Annotated in this window: 25 protein-coding genes; 16 read left to right on the top strand and 9 right to left on the bottom strand. The window is 35.2% G+C overall.

Annotated features, from left to right (window positions below; all coding sequences use genetic code 11):
• Window positions 1–374: 374 nt before the first annotated feature.
• From IDG45_RS02640 to IDG45_RS02630, 3 genes are all read left to right on the top strand, one after another.
• The gene (locus tag IDG45_RS02640; RefSeq protein ID WP_001033893.1) at window positions 375–1,265 is read left to right on the top strand and encodes a 5'-nucleotidase, lipoprotein e(P4) family; all 891 of its coding nucleotides are present in this window, start codon (window positions 375–377) and stop codon (window positions 1,263–1,265) included.
• Between the two features lie 248 nt (window positions 1,266–1,513).
• Entirely contained in the window at window positions 1,514–2,563 is a 1,050-nt protein-coding gene (locus IDG45_RS02635; RefSeq protein ID WP_000477938.1) for an ABC transporter permease, read from the top strand.
• Between the two features lie 12 nt (window positions 2,564–2,575).
• On the top strand, window positions 2,576–3,253 hold the full coding sequence (locus IDG45_RS02630) for an ABC transporter ATP-binding protein (protein WP_000911023.1): 678 nt from the start codon (window positions 2,576–2,578) through the stop codon (window positions 3,251–3,253).
• Window positions 3,254–3,411: 158 nt separating this feature from the next.
• Here the strand turns inward: IDG45_RS02630 and IDG45_RS13825 are convergent, their stop codons facing one another.
• Window positions 3,412–3,552 (bottom strand): hypothetical protein, encoded by a 141-nt coding sequence (locus tag IDG45_RS13825; protein WP_011446983.1) that lies wholly within the window; start codon window positions 3,550–3,552, stop codon window positions 3,412–3,414.
• On the opposite strand from IDG45_RS13825, the gene IDG45_RS02625 reads away from it, so the two are divergent.
• The 4 genes from IDG45_RS02625 (at window position 3,503) to IDG45_RS02610 (ending at window position 8,082) form a co-directional block, all read left to right on the top strand.
• Window positions 3,503–4,492, top strand: a complete 990-nt coding sequence (locus IDG45_RS02625; RefSeq protein WP_223181135.1) for a PTS sugar transporter subunit IIC — start codon at window positions 3,503–3,505, stop codon at window positions 4,490–4,492. The two genes, IDG45_RS13825 and IDG45_RS02625, sit on opposite strands and share 50 nt — an antisense overlap.
• 342 nt (window positions 4,493–4,834) lie before the next feature.
• Complete coding sequence (locus tag IDG45_RS02620) at window positions 4,835–5,953, top strand: carbohydrate kinase (RefSeq protein ID WP_001283967.1); 1,119 nt, start codon at window positions 4,835–4,837, stop codon at window positions 5,951–5,953.
• The gene (locus IDG45_RS02615; protein ID WP_000002077.1) at window positions 5,928–6,851 is read left to right on the top strand and encodes a pseudouridine-5'-phosphate glycosidase; all 924 of its coding nucleotides are present in this window, start codon (window positions 5,928–5,930) and stop codon (window positions 6,849–6,851) included. Before IDG45_RS02620 ends, IDG45_RS02615 begins: the two co-directional genes overlap by 26 nt.
• A gap of 10 nt (window positions 6,852–6,861) precedes the next feature.
• A complete protein-coding gene (locus tag IDG45_RS02610; RefSeq protein WP_001022967.1) occupies window positions 6,862–8,082 on the top strand; it encodes a NupC/NupG family nucleoside CNT transporter in 1,221 nt (406 codons plus the stop codon).
• 105 nt (window positions 8,083–8,187) lie between these two features.
• Here IDG45_RS02610 and IDG45_RS02605 read toward each other — a convergent pair whose 3' ends face one another.
• Together IDG45_RS02605 and IDG45_RS02600 are read right to left on the bottom strand one after the other, a co-directional pair.
• A complete protein-coding gene (locus tag IDG45_RS02605) occupies window positions 8,188–9,720 on the bottom strand; it encodes a sodium:solute symporter family protein (RefSeq protein WP_000665723.1) in 1,533 nt (510 codons plus the stop codon).
• 39 nt (window positions 9,721–9,759) lie between these two features.
• Complete coding sequence (locus IDG45_RS02600) at window positions 9,760–10,641, bottom strand: N-acetylneuraminate lyase (RefSeq protein WP_111063681.1); 882 nt, start codon at window positions 10,639–10,641, stop codon at window positions 9,760–9,762.
• 157 nt (window positions 10,642–10,798) lie between these two features.
• Between IDG45_RS02600 and IDG45_RS02595 the strand changes: the two genes are divergently transcribed.
• The gene (locus IDG45_RS02595; protein ID WP_206171543.1) at window positions 10,799–11,659 is read left to right on the top strand and encodes an ROK family protein; all 861 of its coding nucleotides are present in this window, start codon (window positions 10,799–10,801) and stop codon (window positions 11,657–11,659) included.
• Window positions 11,660–11,935: 276 nt separating this feature from the next.
• Here IDG45_RS02595 and rpiRa read toward each other — a convergent pair whose 3' ends face one another.
• Window positions 11,936–12,736 carry a pentose phosphate pathway transcriptional regulator RpiRA gene (rpiRa, locus tag IDG45_RS02590; protein WP_000667382.1) on the bottom strand — a complete coding sequence of 267 codons (801 nt, stop codon included), beginning with the start codon at window positions 12,734–12,736 and terminating at the stop codon, window positions 11,936–11,938.
• A 139-nt stretch (window positions 12,737–12,875) separates the two neighbouring features.
• Here rpiRa and IDG45_RS02585 point away from each other — a divergent pair, with 139 nt between their 5' ends.
• The gene (locus tag IDG45_RS02585) at window positions 12,876–13,544 is read left to right on the top strand and encodes an N-acetylmannosamine-6-phosphate 2-epimerase (RefSeq protein ID WP_000936721.1); all 669 of its coding nucleotides are present in this window, start codon (window positions 12,876–12,878) and stop codon (window positions 13,542–13,544) included.
• Between the two features lie 129 nt (window positions 13,545–13,673).
• On the opposite strand, the gene IDG45_RS02580 is transcribed toward IDG45_RS02585, so the two are convergent.
• Window positions 13,674–14,987, bottom strand: a complete 1,314-nt coding sequence (locus IDG45_RS02580) for a YjiH family protein (RefSeq protein WP_001077702.1) — start codon at window positions 14,985–14,987, stop codon at window positions 13,674–13,676.
• A gap of 417 nt (window positions 14,988–15,404) precedes the next feature.
• On the opposite strand from IDG45_RS02580, the gene lip2 reads away from it, so the two are divergent.
• Window positions 15,405–17,480 (top strand): YSIRK domain-containing triacylglycerol lipase Lip2/Geh, encoded by a 2,076-nt coding sequence (gene lip2, locus IDG45_RS02575; protein ID WP_031927432.1) that lies wholly within the window; start codon window positions 15,405–15,407, stop codon window positions 17,478–17,480.
• A gap of 241 nt (window positions 17,481–17,721) precedes the next feature.
• Here lip2 and IDG45_RS02570 read toward each other — a convergent pair whose 3' ends face one another.
• Together IDG45_RS02570 and IDG45_RS02565 are read right to left on the bottom strand one after the other, a co-directional pair.
• Window positions 17,722–18,549, bottom strand: coding sequence for an alpha/beta hydrolase (locus IDG45_RS02570; protein WP_000136025.1), 828 nt, complete (start codon window positions 18,547–18,549; stop codon window positions 17,722–17,724).
• A gap of 57 nt (window positions 18,550–18,606) precedes the next feature.
• On the bottom strand, window positions 18,607–19,821 hold the full coding sequence (locus IDG45_RS02565) for an NADH-dependent flavin oxidoreductase (RefSeq protein ID WP_000286474.1): 1,215 nt from the start codon (window positions 19,819–19,821) through the stop codon (window positions 18,607–18,609).
• Window positions 19,822–19,916: 95 nt separating this feature from the next.
• Between IDG45_RS02565 and IDG45_RS02560 the strand changes: the two genes are divergently transcribed.
• From IDG45_RS02560 to lplA, 6 genes are all read left to right on the top strand, one after another.
• A complete protein-coding gene (locus IDG45_RS02560; RefSeq protein WP_001803958.1) occupies window positions 19,917–20,015 on the top strand; it encodes a hypothetical protein in 99 nt (32 codons plus the stop codon).
• 113 nt (window positions 20,016–20,128) lie between these two features.
• A complete protein-coding gene (locus tag IDG45_RS02555) occupies window positions 20,129–21,130 on the top strand; it encodes an LLM class flavin-dependent oxidoreductase (RefSeq protein WP_000240064.1) in 1,002 nt (333 codons plus the stop codon).
• Between the two features lie 33 nt (window positions 21,131–21,163).
• On the top strand, window positions 21,164–21,496 hold the full coding sequence (locus IDG45_RS02550) for a glycine cleavage system H family protein (protein ID WP_000731878.1): 333 nt from the start codon (window positions 21,164–21,166) through the stop codon (window positions 21,494–21,496).
• A complete protein-coding gene (locus IDG45_RS02545; protein ID WP_000449072.1) occupies window positions 21,497–22,297 on the top strand; it encodes a protein-ADP-ribose hydrolase in 801 nt (266 codons plus the stop codon).
• Window positions 22,287–23,231: an SIR2 family NAD-dependent protein deacylase gene (locus IDG45_RS02540; protein ID WP_042907824.1), complete on the top strand. Its 945-nt coding sequence runs from the start codon at window positions 22,287–22,289 to the stop codon at window positions 23,229–23,231. Before IDG45_RS02545 ends, IDG45_RS02540 begins: the two co-directional genes overlap by 11 nt.
• A complete protein-coding gene (lplA, locus tag IDG45_RS02535; RefSeq protein WP_000280817.1) occupies window positions 23,209–24,231 on the top strand; it encodes a lipoate--protein ligase in 1,023 nt (340 codons plus the stop codon). The genes IDG45_RS02540 and lplA overlap by 23 nt, the downstream gene beginning before the upstream one ends.
• Before the next feature lie 143 nt (window positions 24,232–24,374).
• On the opposite strand, the gene ulaA is transcribed toward lplA, so the two are convergent.
• Window positions 24,375–25,721, bottom strand: a complete 1,347-nt coding sequence (ulaA, locus tag IDG45_RS02530) for a PTS ascorbate transporter subunit IIC (RefSeq protein ID WP_001147973.1) — start codon at window positions 25,719–25,721, stop codon at window positions 24,375–24,377.
• 14 nt (window positions 25,722–25,735) lie between these two features.
• Window positions 25,736–26,020 (bottom strand): PTS sugar transporter subunit IIB, encoded by a 285-nt coding sequence (locus tag IDG45_RS02525; protein ID WP_000699537.1) that lies wholly within the window; start codon window positions 26,018–26,020, stop codon window positions 25,736–25,738.
• Window position 26,021 lies beyond the last annotated feature (1 nt).

Here is a 26,021-nt window from a genome sequence, read left to right as displayed (position 1 = left end):
TGGAGCGTTGTGATTTTTATGAGAAATTGTGTGAGTGAGGACTGCTATTAATAAAAGGTAAACTATGGATGAGTTTATGGTTGTTCCAATAGGTAAATAAGAGATAGCACACTGTACACATAATGATACATGGATGAGTTAATATGTCTGATAGAAAGGCCTAGTCACTCAAATGAATTTAAGTTTATTACGTGATAAATCACAAATCTCTCTCATGTGATAGGTCTCCCATTAAATCATGCTTATATGAAATGTTCACATATTTGTTAGCTTTTCAAGAAATAATATTAAATATCTTTTCATAGTATAGCAATATTAAATAAATGCATTTATAATTTTAACTGTATTTTAAATATTAATCATGAGGTGATAAGATGAATAAAATTTCAAAGTATATTGCAATAGCATCATTATCGGTAGCGGTTACAGTTTCTGCACCACAAACGACAAATTCTACAGCTATTGCCAAAAGTTCTGCTGAAGTTCAACAAACGCAACAAGCTTCTATACCAGCATCACAAAAGGTGAATCTTGGTAATCAAAATATTATGGCAGTGGCTTGGTATCAAAATTCAGCTGAAGCAAAAGCATTATATTTACAAGGTTATAACAGTGCAAAGACTCAGTTAGATAAAGAGATTAAAAAGAATAAAGGTAAACATAAGTTAGCTATTGCTTTGGATTTAGATGAAACAGTTTTAGATAATTCTCCATATCAAGGCTATGCATCAATACATAATAAACCTTTCCCAGAAGGTTGGCATGAATGGGTACAAGCTGCTAAAGCTAAACCTGTCTATGGCGCAAAAGAATTCTTGAAATATGCTGACAAAAAAGGTGTCGATATCTACTATATTTCTGATAGAGATAAAGAAAAAGATTTAAAGGCAACACAAAAGAACTTAAAACAACAAGGTATCCCTCAAGCTAAGAAGAGTCATATTTTACTAAAAGGTAAAGATGATAAGAGTAAAGAATCACGCAGACAAATGGTTCAAAAGGATCATAAACTTGTCATGCTATTTGGAGATAATTTATTAGACTTTACAGATCCAAAAGAAGCTACAGCTGAATCTCGTGAAGCATTAATTGAAAAGCATAAAGACGATTTCGGTAAGAAATATATCATTTTCCCTAATCCAATGTATGGTAGCTGGGAAGCTACAATTTACAACAATAACTATAAAGCAAGTGACAAAGCAAAAGATAAATTACGTAAAAATGCTATTAAGCAATTCGATCCTAAAACAGGCGAAATTAAATAATATATGAATTGGACGTCTACATGTACTTAAAGGTATATGTAGGCGTTTTTAAATTGACTCTTAATTTTAAATGTACCGTACACAAATAATAGACAATTAATTGCATTTTCCATAAATTTGCTTTTAATATAAAAAGTTCGGGTATAATGAAGGATAAGTGTATGTATAACATTACAAAGCGCAACACGGCGTACGGGCATCTAAGAATATAAACAATGTTTAAATCATAGTAGTAGGGAGAGAAATGCATGTTTTTAGCTTGGAATGAAATACGGCGCAACAAATTGAAGTTTGGACTAATTATTGGTGTGTTAACGATGATTAGTTACTTGCTATTTTTATTATCTGGATTGGCGAATGGTCTTATCAATATGAATAAAGAAGGTATTGATAAGTGGCAAGCAGATGCCATTGTTCTAAATAAAGATTCCAATCAAACTGTGCAACAATCTGTTTTTAACAAGAAAGATATTGAAAATAAATACAAGAAGCAAGCTACTTTGAAGCAAACAGGGGAAATTGTGTCTAATGGCCATCAAAAAGACAATGTTTTAGTGTTCGGTGTTGAAAAGTCATCATTTTTAGTTCCGAGATTAATAGAAGGGCATAAAGCGACTAAAGATAATGAAGTGTTAGCTGATGAAACACTTAAAAATAAAGGATTTAAAATCGATGACACATTAACACTATCTCAATCAGATGAAAAATTGCATATCGTAGGTTTTACAGAAAGTGCAAAATATAATGCGTCACCAGTCATTTTCACGAATGACGCTACCATTGCCAAAATCAATCCTAGATTGACTGGAGATAAAATCAATGCAGTTGTTGTGCGTGATACAAATTGGAAAGACAAAAAATTAAACCAAGAGCTTGAAGCGGTAAGTATTAATGACTTTATTGAAAATTTACCAGGTTATAAACCACAGAACTTAACATTAAACTTTATGATTTCATTCTTATTTGTCATTTCAGCTACAGTTATAGGCATTTTCTTATATGTCATGACATTACAAAAAACAAGTTTATTTGGCATATTAAAGGCTCAAGGATTTACGAATGGCTATTTAGCGAACGTAGTTATTTCGCAGACGCTCATATTAGCATTATTTGGTACGGCATTTGGCTTACTGTTAACAGGCGTTACAGGTGCATTTTTACCTGATGCAGTACCTGTCAAATTCGATGTACTAACATTACTCGTATTTGCAATTGTGTTAATGATTGTCTCTGTATTAGGAAGTTTATTCTCCATTTTAACAATTAGAAAAATAGATCCGTTAAAGGCGATTGGGTAGGAGGTGTAGCAAATGTTGAAATTTGAAAATGTAACAAAGTCATTTAAAGATGGGAATCGTAACATTGAAGCGGTTAAAGATACAAATTTTGAGATAAATAAAGGTGATATTATAGCATTGGTTGGACCTTCTGGCTCTGGTAAAAGTACATTTCTAACTATGGCAGGTGCTTTACAAACGCCGACATCTGGGCGCATTTTAATCAATAACCAAGATATTACGACAATGAAGCAAAAAGCATTGGCAAAAGTTAGAATGTCTGAGATAGGTTTTATTTTACAAGCTACAAATCTTGTGCCATTTTTAACGGTAAAGCAACAATTTACATTATTGAAAAAGAAAAATAAGAATGTTATGTCTAATGAAGACTATCAGCAACTTATGTCACAATTAGGGCTAACATCATTGCTTAATAAGTTACCATCAGAAATTTCAGGTGGTCAGAAACAACGTGTGGCCATAGCCAAAGCGTTGTATACGAATCCGTCGATTATTTTAGCGGATGAACCTACCGCGGCGTTAGATACTGAAAATGCGATTGAAGTCATTAAAATTTTACGTGATCAAGCCAAACAAAGAAAGAAAGCATGTATTATTGTTACACATGATGAACGACTTAAAGCATATTGTGATCGTTCATATCATATGAAAGATGGCGTCCTTAATCTTGAAAATGAAACAGTAGAATAGTTTTATTAAGCCGGTACATCATGTGCCGGTATTTTTATGTTTATGTATTATTTGAATAAACTTTCACATTCAATTAATAATTATTATTATCGAAAATTAGAAATATTCCGTGAAATATAATATTTTTTGTAGTAAAATGGCCTCTAAGTATTCAATATTTAAATATGGGGATTGAATATAAAATTATCGTAATGGGGGTCAATGGTTATGGATTTATTGATAGGTACTTTATTTTTATTTTTGGTCTTAGTGATTTTTACATTATTTACATATAAAGCACCTAATGGTATGCGTGCCATGGGAGCATTAGCTAATGCAGCAATCGCAACATTTTTAGTAGAAGCATTTAATAAATATGTTGGTGGCGAAGTATTCGGTATTAAATTTTTAGAAGAGCTAGGAGACGCTGCGGGAGGTCTAGGTGGTGTCGCTGCCGCTGGATTAACAGCATTAGCTATCGGTGTGTCACCAGTATATGCATTAGTTATAGCAGCCGCGTGCGGTGGTATGGATTTATTACCAGGTTTCTTTGCGGGTTATATGATTGGATATGTGATGAAATATACAGAGAAATATGTGCCGGATGGTGTCGACTTAATTGGATCGATTGTCATCTTAGCGCCATTAGCTCGTCTTATTGCAGTATTATTAACGCCAGTAGTGAATAGTACATTGATTCGAATTGGTGATATTATCCAAAGTAGTACGAATACGAATCCAATTATCATGGGTATCATTTTAGGTGGTATTATCACGGTTGTCGGCACAGCGCCATTGAGTTCAATGGCATTGACAGCATTATTAGGTTTAACGGGTGTACCTATGGCTATTGGTGCCATGGCAGCATTTAGTTCGGCATTTATGAATGGGACGCTATTCCATCGCTTAAAATTAGGTGATCGTAAGTCTACGATTGCAGTAAGTATTGAACCTTTATCACAAGCAGATATTGTATCAGCCAATCCAATTCCAATCTATATTACAAATTTCTTTGGTGGTGCGATTGCTGGTTTAATTATTGCTATGTCAGGTTTAATTAACGATGCGACAGGTACAGCTACACCGATTGCAGGATTTTTAGTTATGTTTGGATTTAATCATCCGACGACAATTGTGATTTATGGTGTAGTAATGGCGATTGTAGGTGCGCTTGCAGGTTATCTTGGTTCAATCGTATTTAAAAAATATCCAATTGTTACTAAGCAAGACATGATTAATCGAGGTGCAGTAGACGCATAACATCATCATATTGAATAGTAAAAACAAATAAAACATAGTAACGTGATTCAGTCGATGTAACAGTCGATAATGAGTCACGTTTTTTTATAGAAAAATATAAGACATAAAAATGTCATAATTTATAGTCGACAAATATCATACTGTATAAACATATATCATTTTCTCAAGTGCCTTTTACGCGATGGAATGAACTAACTTTTTACGAAATTATGCGTATTTTATAAACAAATATCATTGATATAACGGTAAATGTAAGCGTTTACAACAGAAATAACTGCATGCTACGATATTTTTGTAAATTCACTGATTCAAGTATTTTAAGTCAATATGAGGAGGGATGTTATGAGCGATTCTGAGAAAGAAATTTTAAAAAGAATTAAAGATAATCCGTTTATTTCACAACGTGAACTTGCTGAGGCAATTGGATTATCTAGACCCAGCGTAGCAAACATTATTTCAGGATTAATACAAAAGGAATATGTTATGGGAAAGGCATATGTTTTAAATGAAGATTATCCTATTGTTTGTATTGGCGCAGCGAATGTAGATCGTAAGTTTTATGTGCATAAGGATTTAGTTGCAGAAACATCAAATCCTGTAACGTCAACACGCTCTATTGGTGGCGTAGCAAGAAATATTGCTGAGAACTTAGGTAGGCTTGGCGAAACGGTCGCTTTTTTATCTGCTAGTGGACAAGATAGTGAATGGGAAATGATTAAACGATTGTCCACACCATTTATGAATTTGGATCATGTTCAACAATTTGAAAATGCGAGTACAGGTTCATATACAGCTTTAATTAGTAAAGAAGGCGACATGACATATGGCTTAGCAGATATGGAAGTGTTTGACTACATTACGCCTGAATTTTTAATTAAGCGTTCACACTTATTGAAAAAGGCTAAGTGCATTATTGTCGATTTGAATTTAGGCAAAGAGGCATTAAACTTCTTATGTGCCTATACCACGAAACATCAAATCAAATTAGTTATCACCACGGTTTCTTCCCCAAAAATGAAAAATATGCCTGATTCATTACATGCTATTGATTGGATTATCACGAATAAAGATGAAACAGAAACATACTTAAATTTAAAAATAGAATCTACTGATGATTTAAAAATAGCTGCTAAACGCTGGAATGATTTAGGTGTTAAAAATGTTATTGTGACAAATGGCGTGAAAGAACTCATTTATCGAAGTGGTGAGGAAGAAATCATCAAGTCAGTTATGCCATCAAATAGTGTGAAAGATGTTACAGGTGCAGGTGATTCATTCTGTGCTGCAGTAGTGTATAGCTGGTTAAATGGGATGCCTACTGAAGATATATTAATTGCTGGTATGGTTAACGCAAAGAAAACGATAGAAACGAAATATACAGTTAGGCAAAACCTAGATCAACAGCAACTTTATCACGATATGGAGGATTATAAAAATGGCAAATTTACAAAAGTATATTGAATATTCTCGAGAAGTTCAGCAAGCACGGGAGAACAATCAACCGATTGTAGCATTAGAATCAACAATTATTTCGCATGGTATGCCGTACCCACAAAATGTTGAAATGGCAACAACGGTAGAGCAAATTATCAGAAATAATGGTGCCATTCCAGCAACCATAGCCATTATAGAGGGCAAAATTAAAATTGGTTTAGAAAGTGAAGATTTAGAAATACTTGCAACTAATAAAGACGTTGCTAAAGTGTCTAGAAGGGATTTAGCAGAAATTGTTGCTATGAAGCGTATTGGTGCTACTACTGTAGCGACGACGATGATATGTGCTGCAATGGCTGGTATTCAATTTTTTGTTACTGGAGGTATTGGGGGTGTCCATAAAGGTGCAGAACATACGATGGATATTTCAGCAGACTTAGAAGAACTGTCTAAAACAAATGTCACTGTTATCTGTGCAGGTGCCAAATCAATTTTAGACTTACCTAAGACAATGGAGTATTTAGAAACAAAAGGCGTTCCAGTTATTGGATATCAAACGAATGAATTGCCAGCATTCTTCACTCGCGAAAGCGGTGTTAAGTTAACAAGTTCGGTTGAAACGCCAGAACGACTTGCTGACATTCATTTAACAAAACAGCAGTTAAATCTTGAAGGTGGCATTGTTGTTGCTAATCCAATTCCATATGAGCATGCCTTATCAAAAGCATATATTGAGGCAATCATAAATGAAGCTGTTGTTGAAGCCGAAAACCAAGGTATTAAAGGTAAGGACGCCACACCGTTCTTGTTAGGGAAAATTGTAGAAAAAACGAATGGTAAAAGTTTAGCAGCAAATATAAAACTTGTTGAAAACAATGCGGCGTTGGGTGCTAAAATTGCTGTCGCTGTTAATAAATTATTGTAGGTGATGATACATGAATATTTTATTCGCTATCACAGGGATAGCATTTGCACTATTTGTTGCGTTTTTATTCAGTTTTGATCGTAAAAACATAGACTTCAAAAAGACGTTAATAATGATATTTATTCAAGTGTTGATTGTGTTATTTATGATGAACACAACGATTGGTTTAACAATCTTAACTGCATTAGGTTCATTTTTTGAAGGGTTAATAAATGTTAGTAAAGCAGGTATAAACTTTGTTTTTGGAGATATACAAAATAAAAATGGCTTTACATTCTTTTTAAATGTGTTGCTGCCATTAGTGTTCATTTCTGTATTAATAGGCATTTTTAATTATATTAAGGTATTACCATTTATTATCAAATATGTAGGTATTGCTATTAATAAAATAACGAGAATGGGGCGTTTAGAAAGTTACTTTGCTATTTCGACAGCGATGTTTGGACAGCCAGAAGTGTACTTAACTATAAAAGACATTATACCAAAGTTGTCTAGAGCAAAATTATATACAATTGCGACATCTGGTATGAGTGCTGTTAGTATGGCAATGTTGGGTTCATATATGCAGATGATTGAGCCTAAGTTCGTAGTTACAGCAGTAATGTTAAATATTTTTAGTGCGCTTATCATCGCCAGTGTAATCAATCCCTATAAATCTGATGATACTGATGTTGAAATTGATAACTTAACGAAATCCACAGAAACTAAAACATTGAATGGAAAAACAGGAAAACCTAAGAAAGTTGCCTTTTTCCAAATGATTGGTGATAGTGCAATGGATGGGTTTAAAATCGCTGTTGTAGTAGCCGTAATGTTGTTAGCATTTATTTCACTAATGGAAGCAATTAATATCATGTTTGGTAGTGTTGGTTTGAACTTTAAACAGCTTATTGGCTATGTGTTTGCACCAATCGCATTCTTAATGGGGATTCCATGGAGCGAAGCTGTTCCAGCTGGCTCTTTAATGGCGACTAAATTAATTACAAATGAGTTTGTAGCAATGCTTGATTTTAAAAATGTCCTGGGTGATGTATCTGCTCGAACACAAGGTATCATTTCAGTTTACTTAGTAAGCTTCGCTAATTTTGGTACGGTTGGTATCATCGTAGGTTCAATTAAAGGCATTAGTGATAAACAAGGAGAAAAAGTTGCATCCTTTGCAATGAGGCTGTTACTTGGTTCAACTCTAGCTTCAATCATTTCAGGATCAATCATTGGCCTAGTATTGTAAATTAATCGAAGTATCTAAATTAAATTTATAACAACATCAAAACCCCATCACCAAGTTGGCGCAACAGCGCATCATAACTTAGTGATGGGGTTTTATCATAACAATCTACTTTTTCGTAGCCGTTTTTGAAATGTATGTTGATGGTTTATCTTTTTCAAAAATTGTTAATCCCGTTATATCTTTTTTATGTTTTGAAGGGACAATGAAGCTAAGTATATAAGCAAAGACAAAAGCAACTGTAAATGAAATGGTAGATACATAGAAAGGTGAGTTACCTTTGCCAACACCATTATAGACGTAAGCAAAGATGATACCCAATATTAATCCACAAATAACACCGAATGTATTCGTACGTTTAGTGAAAATACCAACTGCAAATATACCAGCCAATGGAACGCCGAATAATCCAGTTACAAACAAGAATAAATCCCATAAGTCATTTGAATTAGAAGCAATTAAGTATAGTGACATTCCAAAACCGAAAATACCTGCAATGATGATGACCAAACGAGCAAAGTTAACTTCGTGTCGCTCGCTACCTTTTCCGAAGAAGCGTTGCTTAATGTCGATTGAAATACAAGCAGATATAGAATTTAAACTAGATGAAATGGTAGACTGTGCAGCTGCGAAAATACCTGCAATAAGTAATCCTGCTACAAATGGTGGCATCTCAGTCAAAATGAAATATGGCACTACAGATGATGTATTGAAGCCTTTTGGCAAAACAGCTTCATGTGCATAAAATGAATACAACATTGTACCCATACCATAAAATAAAGGTGCTGAAATTAAAGCTAGGATACCATTTGTCCATAACGATTTATTTGTTTCTTTTAAACTATCAGAAGCTTGATAACGCTGCACGACGTCTTGACTCGCTGTGTATTGATACAAGTTGTTGAAAATATTTCCTAGGAAAATAATTGGAATGGCAGCTGCTGCAGTATTTAGTTTCCAATTGTCTGCACTAATTAATTTTTTGTGCTCAATCGCATCTGCAAAGACAGTGCCAAAACCGCCTTTGATATTCATAACACCAAGAATGATGATAACTAAAGCGCCGCCTAATAGAATGACGCCTTGAATGAAATCACTCCAAACCACACCTTCGAAACCACCTAAAAATGTATATAAAATACATAGTAAACCAACGAGTGATGCAACGATATAAGGATTCATGTCTGATACAGATGTAATCGCTAATGTTGGTAAGTAGATAACGATTGCTACACGCCCTAGATGATAAACTACAAATAGTAAAGAGCCAATGACACGAATGCTAGGTCCGAAACGTGCTTCTAGATATTCATATGCAGATGTTACCTTTAACTTTTTAAAGAATGGAACATAGAAATAAATGAGTAATGGAATAATTGCTACGATAGCGATGTTACCTGCAATATATGACCAATCTGTTAAAAATGCTTTCTCTGGTGTAGACATAAACGTAATTGCACTTAATGTAGTGGCATAAATTGAAAAGCCAACTACCCAAGATGGCAAGCGACCACTTGCGGTAAAGAAACTATTCGTACTTTGGCTCGCGCGCTTGGTAAAATAAACGCCAATGAACAACATAGCTAGTAGATAAATGATAACGGCAACCCAGTTTAGTGTGCCAAATCCAACTTCTTTCATGGGCAACATCCCCTTTACAATGTATTGATTCTTTGATGTCTATAAATCGTATTTTGCAATGAGTTGATCTAATGTTTGTCGATGTGCTTCGTTAAAAGGTTTGAAAGGTCTTTTCGGTAATCCTGCATCAATGCCACGATGACGTAATATTTCTTTCAATGTTGGATAAATCCCCATTGATAACACTGTTTCGATAATGTCGTTTGAATCATGTTGTAGTTGGTAAGCTTCTTGAATTTGACCTTGTCTTGCTAAGTCGAAGATTTTTCTAGCGCGGCGACCATTAACGTTATATGTAGAACCAATTGCACCATCTACGCCAGAAATCGTAGCTTGAACTAACATTTCATCAAAGCCAGATAAGATTAATTTGTCTGGGAATGCTTTTCTAATACGTTCTAGTAGGAAGAAGTTTGGCGCTGTATATTTAACACCAACAATTTTTTCGTGATTAAAAAGCTCGCTGAATTGTTCAATAGAAATATTCACACCTGTTAAATCTGGTATTGCATAAATAATCATATTGTTCTGTGTTGCTTCGATAATATCGAAATAGTAATCTCTAATTTCTTCAAAAGTAAATGGATAGTAGAATGGTGTTACGGCAGAAAGTGCATCATAACCGAGTTCTGTGGCATATTTTCCGAGTTCAATGGCTTCATTTAAATCTAACGAACCTACTTGAGCAATCAATTTCACCTTATCCCCAACTGCCTCTTTGGCAACCTTGAAAACTTGCTTCTTCTGTTCTGTATTTAATAAAAAGTTTTCGCCTGAGCTACCATTTACATAAAGACCGTCTAATTCTTCATTTTCAATGGCATTTTGAGCAATTTGTTTAAGTCCTTGTTCATTTACTTGACCATTTTCATCAAAAGGAACGAGTAACGCTGCATATAAACCTTTTAAATCTTTGTTCATTATGAAGTCCCTCCAAAAATCATTTGATAATATAGTTTACAGCTATAATTGTAAACGCTATCATAAAATGTAACAATATCTTTTTGAAAATTGTAGTCATATTTATGTATAATTAATGAAAATATTTTTCAAAATCAATAGAAATGGAGTGAGTAAGGTGTATTACATCGCAATCGATATTGGAGGCACTCAAATTAAATCGGCAGTTATTGATAAGCAATTGAACATGTTTGACTATCAACAAATACCAACGCCGGACAATAAAAGTGAGCTTATTACTGACAAAGTATATGAGATTGTAACAGGATATATGAAGCAATATCATTTGATTCAACCTGTCATAGGTATTTCATCAGCAGGCGTTGTTGATGAACAAAAAGGCGAAATTGTATACGCAGGGCCAACCATTCCGAATTATAAAGGTACTAATTTTAAGCGATTATTAAAATCCCTGTCTCCTTATGTCAAAGTAAAAAATGATGTAAACGCTGCATTACTAGGCGAATTGAAATTACATCAATATCAAGCAGAACGGATCTTTTGTATGACGCTTGGTACTGGCATTGGGGGTGCGTACAAAAATAATCAAGGCCATATTGATAATGGTGAACTTCATAAGGCAAATGAAGTTGAGTATTTATTGTATCGTCCAACTGAAAATACAACGTTTGAGCAACGTGCTGCAACGAGTGCATTGAAAAAGCGCATGATTGATGGAGGATTTACGAGAAGCACACATGTGCCAGTATTGTTTGAAGCAGCTGAAGAAGGTGATGATATTGCAAAACAAATATTGAATGAGTGGGCAGAAGATGTAGCAGAAGGGATTGCCCAAATACAAGTCATGTATGATCCAGGGCTTATATTAATTGGTGGCGGTATATCTGAACAAGGAGACAATCTCATTAAATATATCGAGCCGAAAGTTGCACACTATTTACCAAAAGACTATGTTTATGCACCGATACAAACGACTAAGAGTAAAAATGATGCAGCATTATATGGCTGTTTGCAATGATGGTTGAAAGAAGGAGTCATTCTAAAATAGAATTTGAAACCGATATGAGAGATGAGAGCTGTTGTTAGTTCCACACATCACACTCTATCTAGGACCAATCTAAACTATATCAACCAACAGTGTGCCACTGGCATATTAAATTGAAGACGCTTGAACGTATAGATCTCAAAAATGTAAAAAAGTATTTGGCATTGAAATTAAAAAAGCACCTAGCAACTTGTTGGGACAATCACGATGATTGTTTACAGTTGCAGGTGGATTTGAATATACTACTAGTTATTTGTTGTCTAGGATAATAGATTTAGTATGTTGATAAGTTTGACTCAGATTTGTATTTTCTAATAAATGATAACTCACGATATCGATTAAAAAGAGTGTCGCAATTTGTGTGTTGATAAATTGATGGTCGGTATTACGCGATTGATCCGTTGTTAAAAGTACTAAATCTGCACAATCTGTAAGTTTACTACCTTCGAAATTTGTGATGGCAACGACATATGCACCATGAGATTTGGCGACTTCCGCTGCTGAAATTAATTCCGAAGTATTACCACTATTTGACATAGCAATAAACATGTCCGAATGAGATAGTAGAGATGCCGATATTTTCATTAAATGTGAATCGGTAGTAACATTACCTTTTAGCCCCATACGAATCATACGATAATAAAATTCAGTCGCTGATAAACCAGAGCTACCTAGTCCAGCAAAGAGTATATGTCGACTTGATTGAAGTTTGTCGATAAAGGTTTGGATAATGTCGTTATCAATAAATTCACCAGTTTGTTGAATGATTTGTTGATGATATTTATGAATTCTTTGAATGATTGGGCTATTTTCAATAACTGTCTCTGTCATTTCTTGTTGAATATTAAATTTTAAATCTTGGAAATTCTCATAATCCAGCTTATGACTAAAGCGTGTCATCGTTGCTGGTGATGTACCAATCGCATGGGCTAAGGAGTTAATCGTTGAAAAGGCATCGCTATAACCATTTTGTCTTATATAATTGACGATGCGTTTATCAGTTTTTGTAAATAAATGTTGATAACGTTGAACACGATTCTCAAATTTCATTGTGTCACCCCTTCATCTTAATGATTACTATTATATATGAAAAATATTTTCAAGATAGTAAAAAGCATTGATAAAAATTATCTTAATGATATATTGTAAATGACTTTACGTGAAAAAACGACTTATGGAGTGAGGAATAATGTTACCACATGGATTAATAGTATCTTGTCAGGCACTACCAGATGAACCATTACATTCATCTTTTATTATGTCGAAAATGGCATTAGCTGCGTATGAAGGTGGTGCTGTTGGTATTCGCGCAAATACTAAGGAAGACATTTTAGCAATTAAAGAAACGGTAGATTTACCAGTTATTGGCATTGTGAAACGTGACTATGATCACTCAGATGTTTTCATTACTGCAACGTCAAAAGAAGTTGATGAACTGATAGAAAGCCAATGTGAAGTCATTGCATTGGATGCAACGTTACAGCAACGTCCGAAAGAAACGTTAGACGAATTAGTATCATATATTAGAACACATGCACCTAACGTTGAAATCATGGCTGATATCGCGACCGTTGAAGAAGCTAAAAATGCGGCACGACTTGGCTTTGATTATATTGGCACGACGTTACATGGCTATACTAGTTATACGCAAGGACAATTACTTTATCAAAATGACTTCCAATTTCTAAAAGATGTACTTCAAAGTGTCGATGCAAAAGTTATTGCGGAAGGTAATGTCATTACACCGGATATGTATAAACGCGTGATGGACTTAGGCGTTCATTGTTCAGTCGTTGGTGGTGCGATAACACGACCAAAAGAAATTACGAAACGTTTTGTTCAAGTTATGGAAGATTAAATGATAACGATAAAAAACGAGATGACCATCATTAATTAAAGGTACCTAATTATCTTAGGTGACTCAATGAATGTAATGGGTTCATCTCGTTTTGTTTGTTTATGATAGTGATTTTATTTTTAATTTGAATTATCCAAAAATAAGTAAAGCGACGGGGATAGTGATTAATAGCGACAATGCCACGCGTAAAAACCAAATGATGATGAGTTTCCAGACAGGTATTTTAATTTCAGTTGCTAGTATACATGGCACTAATGCTGAGAAAAAGATAATGGCTGATACGCTTACTACACCGACGACAAATTTAGTACTCATTGCAGCTTTAGTTACTAACAAAGATGGTAGAAACATTTCTACAATAGAAATCGCTGAAGCTTTTGCAAGTACAGCCTGATCAGCGATTGGGAAAATATAAATAAATGGATAGAATATATAACCAAGCCAATCAATAAATGGTGTATAGTTCGCTACAATCAGTCCTAAAAAACCAATCGATAATATAGAAGGCAAAATACCAACAGTCATTTCTAAACCGTCTTTCAAATTGTCCCAAACGTTCTTCACGAGGGATGGTGTTAATGCATTTTGTTTCATCGCCTCTGCATATGCAGTTTTCAGTCTGCTTCCTTCAATAGCAACTTCTTGTTCTCCTTCTTGTCCGTTATAATATTCTGTTGATTCATTGATGATTGGCGGTAGCCATGCAGTAATTGCAGTCACGACAAATGTGATGACTAAAGTTATCCAAAAGTATAAATTCCAATGCGGCATTAATCCTAAAGTTTTAGCAACGATAATCATAAAAGTTGCTGAAACTGTTGAAAAGCCAGTCGCAATAATCGTGGCTTCTCGTTTGTTGTACATCCCTTGCTTATAGACACGATTAGTAATCAATAATCCTAAGGAATAACTGCCGACAAACGAAGCCACTGCATCGACAGCGGATTTACCTGGTGTTTTAAAAATAGGTCTCATAATTGGCTCCATATAAACACCGACAAATTCTAACAAGCCATAGCCTACTAATAAAGAAAGCGCAATTGCACCTACTGGAATTAAGATACTTAATGGCATCATTAATTTTTCAAACAAAAACGGACCATAGTTAGCTTTAAATAGTATTGATGGACCGATTTTAAATACATACATTATACCGATCATTGCACCTGCAACTTTAAATAATGTAATGACCAAGTTTGTGATTGAAGTCATAAAAGTACGTCTCACTATTGGTAACGCTGTACCAATTAAAATCATAATCAGTGCAACATAGGGCATAAGAGGACCTATGATTGAGCGAATGGCTAGATGAACATGATCGACGAAAATAGTGTTGTTATCATTAATCGTAAAAGGAATAAAGAAACATAGTATGCCCACTAAACTATAGACAAAAAAACGCCATGCACTTGGTTGTTGTGCATTAGAATGATATTGATTCATTAAAGCAACCCCTTTGTTTAAATGAATACACAAAACTGTATGATGCATCTTCCCCTTAATGAGATGAATCATTATTTTAATTTAGAAAAATCTGAAAACTTACTATAATTGTATAGTTTGAATTATTTTCAGACCAATACAAATTAACTAATTATATATAGATTGAAACTATATAGCTTAATAAATTATTTATCTTAAATGTTGTTGTGTTGATTCAACGCCACAACTAAAAGTATTTATAAATTATTTGATGATACAGATATTTGTAAATGATTAGTATCGATTTAATATCGTATTATTAAATTTTTATTAATTTTGTAGTCTTAATCAAAAAATAATATATGTCATGTTATATTGAAGGTGCAGTTGTTTTTCATTCTCAAGAGGGGGTCAAAAAAATACTTTTGAGGTGATTATATGTTACGAGGACAAGAAGAAAGAAAGTATAGTATTAGAAAGTATTCAATAGGCGTGGTGTCAGTGTTAGCGGCTACAATGTTTATTGTTTCATCACATGAAGCACAAGCCTCGGAAAAAACACTAACGTCTAATGCAGCGGCACAAAAAGAAACATTAAATCAACCGGGAGAACAAGGGAATGCGATAACGTCACATCAAATGCAGTCAGGAAAGCAATTAGACGATATGCATAAAGAGAATGGTAAAAGTGGAACAGTGACAGAAGGTAAAGATACGCTTCAATCATCGAAGCATCAATCAACACAAAATAGTAAAACAATCAGAACGCAAAATGATGATCAAGTAAAGCAAGATTCTGAACGACAAGGTTCTAAACAGTCGCACCAAAATAATGCGACTAACAAAACTGAACGCCAAAATGATCAGGTTCAAAATACCCGTCATGCTGAACGTAATGGATCACAATCGACAACGTCACAATCGAATGATGTTGATAAATCACAACCATCCATTCCGGCACAAAAGGTAATACCAAATCATGATAAAGCAGCACCAACTTCAACAACACCCCCATCTAATGATAAAACTGCACCTAAATCAACAAAAGCACAAGATGCAACCACGGACAAACATCCAAATCAACAAGATACACATCAACCCGCACATCAAATCATAGATGCAAAGCAAGATGATACTGTTCGCCAAAGTGAACAGAAACCACAAGTTGGTGATTTAAGTAAACGTATCGATGGTCAAAAATCCCCAGAGAAACCGACAGATAAAAATACTGATAATAAACAACTAATCAAAGATGCGCTTCAAGCGCCTAAAACACGTTCGACTACAAATGCAGCAGCAGATGCTAAAAAGATTCGACCACTTAAAGCGAATCAAGTACAACCACTTAACAAATATCCAGTTGTTTTTGTACATGGATTTTTAGGATTAGTAGGCGATAATGCACCTGCTTTATACCCAAATTATTGGGGTGGGAATAAATTTAAAGTTATCGAAGAATTGAGAAAGCAAGGCTATAATGTACATCAAGCAAGTGTTAGTGCATTTGGTAGCAACTATGATCGTGCTGTAGAACTTTATTATTACATCAAAGGTGGTCGCGTAGATTATGGTGCAGCACATGCAGCTAAATACGGACATGAGCGCTATGGTAAGACATATAAAGGAATCATGCCTAATTGGGAACCTGGTAAAAAGGTACATCTTGTAGGGCATAGTATGGGTGGTCAAACAATTCGTTTAATGGAAGAGTTTTTAAGAAATGGTAACAAAGAAGAAATTGCCTATCATAAAGCGCATGGTGGAGAAATATCACCATTATTCACTGGTGGTCATAACAATATGGTTGCATCAATCACAACATTAGCAACACCACATAATGGTTCACAAGCAGCTGATAAGTTTGGAAATACAGAAGCTGTTAGAAAAATCATGTTCGCTTTAAATCGATTTATGGGTAACAAGTATTCGAATATCGATTTAGGGTTAACGCAATGGGGCTTTAAACAATTACCAAATGAGAGTTACATTGACTATATAAAACGCGTTAGTAAAAGCAAAATTTGGACATCAGACGACAATGCTGCCTATGATTTAACGTTAGATGGCTCTGCAAAATTGAACAACATGACAAGTATGAATCCAAATATTACGTACACGACTTATACAGGTGTATCATCTCATACTGGTCCATTAGGTTATGAAAATCCTGATTTAGGTACATTTTTCTTAATGGATACAACGAGTAGAATTATTGGGCATGATGCAAGAGAAGAATGGCGTAAAAATGATGGTGTCGTACCAGTGATTTCGTCATTACATCCGTCTAATCAACCATTTGTTAATGTTACGAATGATGAACCTGCCACACGAAGAGGTATCTGGCAAGTTAAACCAATCATACAAGGATGGGATCATGTCGATTTTATCGGTGTAGATTTCCTAGATTTCAAGCGTAAAGGTGCAGAACTCGCCAACTTCTATACAGGTATTATAAATGACTTGTTGCGTGTTGAAGCAACTGAAGGTAAAGGTACACAATTGAAAGCAAGTTAAATTCATTTTCGTAATTGAATATGCTATGTATTTCGTGCTACTAACATGGCACAGCAGATATAAGTAGCATCACAGTGTTGAATTTAAAAATAGTAAAGTGAAATAAAGCGCCTGTCTCATTAGCGAAAACTAAAGGGACAGGCGTATCTGTTTATGAGCTTAATAAATTGTATGAATAATATGGTTGATTGAATAACTGTTTATCATGATGATAAATTGGATTTTTAAAAATAATGGTATATTACGCCATTGTTATAGCGTTTAAGAAATCAACAACTTTACGATAAATAGTGATTGCTTCGTCATTAGGTCTACGATCAAAATCATGCTCGTTTTTAATCACGCGTTCAAATGTTGAGTGTGGCACATGATTGTGGATGTGTTCGCTTTCTTCAACAGGGACATCATAATCGCCATTACAATGCGCAATGAACACTGGGGGAAGTGTTTTAAGTTCATTTGGTGAGATGTTGTATTTTGAATCAGTATAATCAGCAATGTTAATCATATTGATCCATTCACCTGTACCACGTGCATAACCGTAGATTAAAAAACGTTGGGCGATTTGATCTTGAATAATCGGTGTTGGTGAAGTAAGTTGAGCAAGTACTGTTTCATTCACACTTTGAGCTATTTTAGCGTAATAGCTATTTGCCATTTTAAACGGTTCAGTATTGATGCCACTATAACCATAAAAATCAATAACACCATCAATATCTCTGTCTCGTGCAATTAATAGACTTAAATATGCACCTGATGATCTGCCAAAGGTAAAAATAGGGCAATTAGAATATTGTGATTGAATCGCATCGAATGATGCGTAGACATCCTCAATAATGCAATCGAGACTTACTTCTGGTAATAAACGATAACTTAGTTGAATTAAATCGTAATGTTCCGTAAGGATATCGATATACTGTGGCGATAAATCATTGGCTTTTCCAAACATTAAACCGCCACCATGAATGTAGACAATGGCACCTTTTGTTGGTTGATGCTTCGCTTTAATAATTGTGTAGGGTAATTCAAATGCATCTTTAGTAATTACTTTATCTTTAATTTCAGTCACGACTATACAGACTCCTTATTTTTGAAATTGATGTCATTATAACATTGTCTTAAATTTCTATGAAAAATTATCTTTTGATGATGTGTCATGATAATTCTGTTCTAATTGACGTAAAGCGTCACGGGTATGCTTCTTTAGACCTTCCCCATAATCCATCATTTTAACAATATCTTTAAAAGCGGCACGCGGAATGGCTAAATTTTCTAAATCTGCCATAGAAAATTCAAGGTCAATATCATGTGGTCGCTGTTCAGCAAGTTTATGCACAAAGTCAGGTTCTGTGACAAAAGGCGAAGACATGCCGACCATATCTGCATGTTGTAAAGCATCTAAAGCAGACTCTGGAGAATTAATCCCGCCACTTGCAATTAAAGGGATGCGACCAGCTAAATGTTCATAGACAATTTGGTTAACTGGTCGACCGAAATGTTCACCTGGTGTACGAGACGTATTTTGATAAATATGTCGACCCCAGCTAGCGATTGCTAAATATTGGATGTTTGAAACGTCCATGACCCAATCGATTAATTGATTGAACTCGTCAATGGTATATCCTAAATCACTACCTCTGGTTTCTTCTGGCGTTGCTCGAAATCCTAAAATAAAATTGTCAGGTCCTTCTTTATCAATCACTTCTTGTACCGCACGCATAACTTCTAAACATAATCTTGCACGATTTTTTAATGAGTCGGCACCGTAAAGGTCTGTACGTTTATTCGAAAAAGTTGAGAAAAATGTTTGAATCAGCAAACGTTGTGCAATCGAAATTTCCACACCATCAAAACCTGCTTTAATCGCGCGTAATGTAGCATCGCGATACTGCTGAATGATGCTATTGATTTTCTCATGAGACATGGCGATAACATCGTGTTCAATCGGTGAATGCAACGTCATAGGGCTTGGTCCATACACCTTTCCAAAATTTAAAATTGCTTGATTTGAAAAACGACCAGCATGCGCTAGCTGAATAATAGCGAGGCTACCATGTTGTTTCATCGTAGATGCCATGTTAGTTAATCCAGGGATACAAGCATCATGATCAATATTAAAGCCGTATTCAAACAATTGACCATAAGGCTCAATGTAAGCAGCGCCGGTGACTTGCATACCAGCTGAATTAGAGCGACGTGCAGCATAAGCCAAGTCTGCTTTAGTAATATAGCCTTCTTTTGTTGATGCGTTTACGGTCATTGGTGATAATACAAAACGATTCGAAATTTTGATGCCATTAGGTAAGTGGATTGATTGTAAAAGTGGTTTGTATCGGTACATACTATGATTCCTTTTCTATTCAATATTGTTTTCAAAGTACCATGGAAAGAGTGAATAATCAATGATGAACAGTCTTGATAGAATAGAATTGGTACATGGAAAGCATTTTTAAAATTAAAATTGAACTAATGAATGTCATTTGTAGGTCTGAAAATATGAATATGAAAAAGAAAAATACAAGCGAAAAGATATAAAAGTTAATTGAAAAACGTTATCATATACGTGGGTATATGAAGAGGGAATGGTATTAAGAACGTTAAAATGTTATGTCGGTTTGACATGACAGGATAAGTTTGGAGATGACGGATTGGTTAAATTAAGCGTATTAGACTATGCCTTAATAGATGAAGGTAAGGATGCACAAAAGGCGTTGCAGGATTCAGTGACACTTGCAAAATTAGCAGATCGACTTGGCTTTAAGCGAATTTGGTTTACGGAACATCATAATGTACCAGCGTTTGCGTGTAGTAGTCCAGAACTTTTGATGATGCATACATTGGCGCAGACAAATCACATACGAGTTGGTTCTGGTGGTGTGATGCTGCCGCACTATCGACCTTATAAAATTGCTGAGCATTTTAGAATGATGGCAGCGTTATATCCAAATCGTATTGATTTAGGTATTGGTAATAATCCGGGTACTACTATGGTAAAGCAAGCTTTAGATGGAATAAATCCTACATATGATAGTTACGATGAATCGATTTCGTTATTACGTGATTATCTTACAATAAAGGATAAACCAAGTGCGCATACGTTAGGTGTCCAACCACACATTGATCATTTTCCAGAAATGTGGTTATTAAGTAGTAGCGCAACATCTGCCAAAATAGCTGCCGAACTAGGTATAGGGCTTTCTGTTGGAACATTTTTGCTACCAGATATAAATGCGATACATGCAGCGAAGGATAACATTGATATTTACAAAAAACATTTCCAAGCATCAACGATTAAAATGGACGCAAAGGTGATGGCATCTGTATTTGTCATTGTAGCTGATAACGAAGCGGAAGTAGCAGCATTACAACATGCCTTAGATGTTTGGTTATTAGGTAAATTACAATTTGCTGAATTTGAACATTTTCCATCGGTAGACACAGCGCAAAAGTATAAGCTTAATGATCGAGACAAAGAGGTGATTCAAGCACATCAAGCACGCATCATTGCAGGTACACAAGAACAGGTTAAAGCACAATTAGATGATTTCATTGCTACGTTTGAAGTTGATGAGGTGTTAGTAGCACCACTTATTCCAGGCATTGAACAGCGTTGTAAAACATTAAAATTACTCGCAGAAATCTATTTGTAGCATTTTAAATAGAAGAGAAAGGATGAAGATAAGATGAAAAAGTTAGCCAATTATTTATGGGTAGAAAAAGTAGGAGATTTGTATGTGTTTAGTATGACACCTGAATTGCAAGATGATATTGGGACAGTAGGTTATGTTGAATTCGTAAGTCCAGATGAAGTTAAAGTGGATGATGAAATTGTGAGTATCGAAGCATCGAAAACGGTCATTGATGTGCAAACGCCATTGTCAGGAACGATTATTGAGCGAAATACAAAAGCGGAAGAAGAACCGACAATTTTAAATTCTGAAAAACCAGAAGAAAATTGGTTGTTCAAATTAGATGATGTCGATAAAGAAGCATTCCTAGCATTACCGGAGGCTTAAATGGAAACGTTAAAATCAAATAAAGCGAGACTTGAATATTTAATCAATGATATGCGTCGAGAGAGAAATGACAATGACGTATTGGTAATGCCATCTTCATTTGAAGATTTGTGGGAATTATATCGAGGTTTGGCAAATGTCAGACCGGCATTACCTGTAAGTGATGAATATTTAGCTGTACAAGATGCTATGTTAAGTGATTTGAATCGTCAACATGTTACGGATTTGAAGGATTTGAAGCCGATTAAAGGTGACAATATCTTTGTTTGGCAAGGTGATATCACGACGTTAAAAATCGATGCTATTGTTAATGCTGCGAATAGTCGCTTTCTAGGATGTATGCAAGCTAATCATGACTGCATTGATAATATTATTCATACAAAAGCGGGTGTTCAAGTTCGACTTGATTGTGCAGAGATCATTCGACAACAAGGGCGCAATGAAGGTGTAGGTAAAGCCAAAATAACACGTGGATATAATTTGCCAGCAAAGCATATAATTCATACGGTTGGTCCGCAAATACGTCGATTGCCTGTTTCGAAAATGAATCAGGACTTGTTAGCTAAATGCTATTTGAGCTGTCTTAAATTGGCTGATCAATATAGTTTAAATCATGTCGCTTTTTGCTGTATATCTACAGGTGTATTTGCTTTTCCTCAAGATGAAGCAGCAGAAATTGCTATTCGAACAGTAGAAAGCTATCTCAAAGAAACAAATTCAACATTGAAAGTCGTGTTCAATGTATTTACAGATAAGGATTTACAACTGTATAAGGAGGCATTGAACCGTGATGCAGAGTAGTAAATGGAATGCAATGTCTCTTTTAATGGATGACAAGACAAAGCAGGCTGAAGTATTGCGTACTGCGATTGATGAAGCAGATGCGATAGTGATTGGAATTGGTGCAGGCATGTCAGCATCTGATGGATTTACATATGTAGGAGAGCGTTTTACGGAAAATTTCCCAGATTTTATTGAAAAATATCGCTTCTTTGATATGTTGCAAGCGAGTTTACATCCTTATGGCAGTTGGCAAGAGTATTGGGCATTTGAGAGTCGTTTTATTACATTAAACTATTTAGATCAACCTGTAGGTCAGTCTTATCTCGCATTAAAATCCTTAGTGGAAGGTAAAAAGTACCATATCATAACTACGAATGCAGACAATGCTTTCGATGCTGCTGAATACGATATGACTCATGTATTTCATATACAAGGGGAGTATATACTGCAACAGTGTAGTCAGCATTGTCATGCTCAAACGTATCGTAATGATGATTTAATTCGTAAAATGGTTGTTGCGCAACAAGATATGCTTATACCTTGGGAGATGATTCCAAGATGTCCAAAATGTGATGCCCCAATGGAAGTGAATAAACGTAAAGCGGAAGTTGGCATGGTTGAAGATGCTGAATTTCATGCGCAACTACAACGTTATAATGCTTTTCTAGAGCAACATCAAGATGATAAAGTGTTGTATTTGGAAATTGGAATTGGTTATACTACACCACAATTTGTGAAGCATCCTTTTCAGCGTATGACACGTAAAAATGAAAATGCCCTTTATATGACGATGAATAAAAAGGCATATCGCATTCCGAATTCAATTCAAGAACGTACCATACATTTGACTGATGATATCTCAACATTGATTACAGTAGCACTCCGGAACGACAGCACAAAGAAAAATAACAACATTGGAGAGACAGAAGATGTACTTAATAGAACCGATTAGAAATGGAGAATATATTACTGATGGTGCGATTGCACTCGCCATGCAAGTTTATGTTAATCAGAATATCTTTTTAGATGAAGATATTTTATTCCCTTATTATTGTGATCCAAAAGTGGAAATTGGACGTTTTCAAAATACTGCTATAGAAGTGAATCAAGATTATATAGATAAACACAGTATTCAAGTAGTTCGCCGAGATACTGGTGGTGGCGCTGTGTATGTTGATAAAGGTGCCGTTAATATGTGTTGTATTTTAGAACAAGACACTTCAATTTATGGTGATTTTCAACGATTTTATCAACCAGCTATAAAGGCGTTGCATACATTAGGTGCAACAGATGTGATACAAAGCGGTAGAAATGATTTAACATTGAATGGTAAAAAAGTGTCAGGCGCCGCAATGACATTAATGAACAATCGTATTTATGGCGGTTATTCGCTATTACTTGATGTTAATTATGAAGCGATGGATAAAGTGTTAAAGCCTAATCGCAAAAAGATTGCATCGAAAGGGATTAAATCTGTGCGTGCACGTGTTGGTCATCTTAGAGAAGCACTGGATGAAAAGTATCGGGATATAACCATTGAAGAATTTAAAAATTTAATGGTGACGCAGATTTTGGGAATCGATGACATTAAAGAGGCGAAACGATACGAATTATCTGATGCAGATTGGGAATCGATTGAAGAATTGGCGAGTAAAAAGTATAAAAATTGGGATTGGAATTATGGGAAGTCACCTAAATATGAATATAATCGAAGTGAAAGATTATCATCAGGTACTGTAGATATTACCATTTCTGTTGAACAAAATCGTATTGCAGATTGTAGAATTTTTGGTGATTTCTTTGGACAAGGTGATATAAAAGATGTGGAACAAGCATTACAAGGAACAAAAATGACAAGAGAAGATTTAACGCATCAGTTAAAGCAATTAGACATCGTTTATTATTTTGGTAATGTTACGGTGGAATCATTGGTTGAGATGGTTTTAAGTTAATTTTGTTTAGGCGTTAATGTCGCACCCTCGTTAAACATTATTTAATATAATACAAAAACACCGTCCATAAGTAAGTGGCTTTCCTCTTGATAAAAGGGGCATTCACTCAATATGTGACGGTGTTTTATATTTTTACGTTAGCACTATTGCTGTGGCTTTTGACGACCTTTTAATAAAATTGCTGTCGCACCTACGATAATAATAAATAGAATCGCACCAAATAATCCCATATATTTTACTGCGTTACCGAACACGATACCGACAGCTAAAAAGTCTGTATCTGAGAATGTTGTTGCAGCACCACCTAATTCGCCTAAAAATGGCAAGAATAATAATGGTAAAAACGTTATTAGGATACCATTTAGAGCGGCGCCAGCAACAGCACCTTTAATACCGCCTCTTGCATTACCGAATACAGCAGCCGTTGCACCTAAGAAGAAGTGTGCAACTACGCCAGGTAAAATGACGACGCCACCAAATAAGAATAAGATAAACATACCGATGACACCTGTAATAAAGCTGACAAAGAATCCAATTAGTACTGCATTTTGTGCATAAGGGAACACAATAGGGCAGTCTAATGCAGGTTTAGAATTTGGTACAAGCTTTTCAGAAATGCCTTTAAATGCTGGGACGATTTCAGCTAAGATTAAGCGAACGCCCGTTAAAATAATAAAAACACCAGCAGCAAATGTCACACCTTGAATTAATGAAAAGACAATAAAGTTTTGACCATCACTAATAGATTCGTGTACATAACTAACGCCCGCAAATAAGCATGCGATGAAGTAAAGTAATGCCATCGTAATCGAGATACTAATTGTACTTTCTCGCAAGAAACTTAATCCTTTTGGAAATTTAATCTCTTCCGTTGATTTAGACTTACCTTTGAATAATTGACCTACAGCACCTGCGGCAAAGTAACTGATTGAGCCAAAATGACCTAACGCTACTTGATCATTCCCTGTAATTTTTCGCATCGTAGGTTGGAGTAATGCAGGTAAGACTGCCATGATTAATCCTAATACGAGTGCGCCGATAACAATCGTTAGCCAGCCTTTAATATGACTGACTGTTAAAATGATTGCTAAAAACGCAGCCATGTAAAATGTATGATGACCTGTTAAAAAGATATATTTTAAATTAGTGAAGCGGGCAATTAAAATATTAACAATCATGCCACAGACCATGATGAGTGCGGCTGTTGTTCCAAAATCTTTTAAGGCTAGTGAGACGATAGCTTCGTTGTTAGGTACGATACCTTGCACACCGAATGCGTGTTGGAATATTTTGCCGAATGGCTCAAGAGATCGAACGACGACATCAGCACCTGCACTTAAAATTAAGAAGCCTAATATCGTTTTAATGGTTCCTGAAGTGATTGTTGCGGCAGGTTTTTTCTGAACGATTAAACCTATAAAGGCAATCAGTGCAACAAGAATGGCTGGTTGACTTAAAATATCGACTATAAAATTAAGGATTGCTTGCATAGGTCGTACCTCCTTTAAATCATGTTAAGTTGTTGTAATTTTTCTGCGAGCTTTTGTTGTAATTCAGCTTTGTCTAAAATATTATCAAGAACTAAGACATCCCCTAGACGTTCGGCATTTTCAGCTAAATCTCTACCACAAATAAACAAGTCAGCCATCTCTGGACTTGCTGTCATAATGTCACTATGTTCAACTTCGATATCAGATGGTGCATTAAGTTGCCTAAGCGCTTCTTGTGCATTCATTTCTACCATAAAACTACTTCCTAAACCGTGGCCACATACTACTAAAATTTTCATA

Origin of the sequence: Staphylococcus sp. EG-SA-10 (assembly GCF_017151945.1) — a bacterium.
Lineage (GTDB): Bacteria > Bacillota > Bacilli > Staphylococcales > Staphylococcaceae > Staphylococcus > Staphylococcus aureus.
The sequence above is the reverse complement of the archived record's forward strand: the minus strand, read 5'-3'. Positions and strand labels throughout refer to the sequence as shown.